The sequence below is a fragment of the Xanthomonas pisi DSM 18956 genome (assembly GCF_001010415.1).
In the GTDB taxonomy this organism is placed as follows: domain Bacteria; phylum Pseudomonadota; class Gammaproteobacteria; order Xanthomonadales; family Xanthomonadaceae; genus Xanthomonas; species Xanthomonas pisi.
Genome location: NZ_JPLE01000285.1, coordinates 1 through 258, shown reverse-complemented (window position 1 = coordinate 258; position 258 = coordinate 1). Strand labels below are relative to the sequence as shown.

Sequence of the window (258 nt, the reverse complement as noted above, 5' to 3'; positions counted from 1 at the left end):
CGCCGGGCTGTTTCGCAGCGGTTGGGCGCAGATGCTGGCGATGGCCATTGAAGGGCTCGAGGGCGTCAACCGTGCCGATGTGCAGGTGGACTGCGTGATCCGTGCGCACAAGGCGCAGGATCAGGTGCCGGCACTGGCCAATGTGAAGAACATCATCGCGGTGGCGTCCGGAAAGGGTGGCGTCGGCAAGTCCACCACGGCGGCTAATCTGGCGCTGGCGCTGGCCCGTGAGGGGGCGCGGGTCGGCGTGCTGGATGC

1 protein-coding gene is annotated in these 258 nt (G+C 67.8%); it reads left to right on the top strand.

Annotated features, from left to right (window positions below; all coding sequences use genetic code 11):
• Positions 1-40 precede the first annotated feature (40 nt).
• Positions 41-258, top strand: a 218-nt coding sequence (locus tag Y887_RS18030) for a P-loop NTPase (RefSeq protein ID WP_211257029.1), incomplete at its 3' end; no start/stop codon positions are given.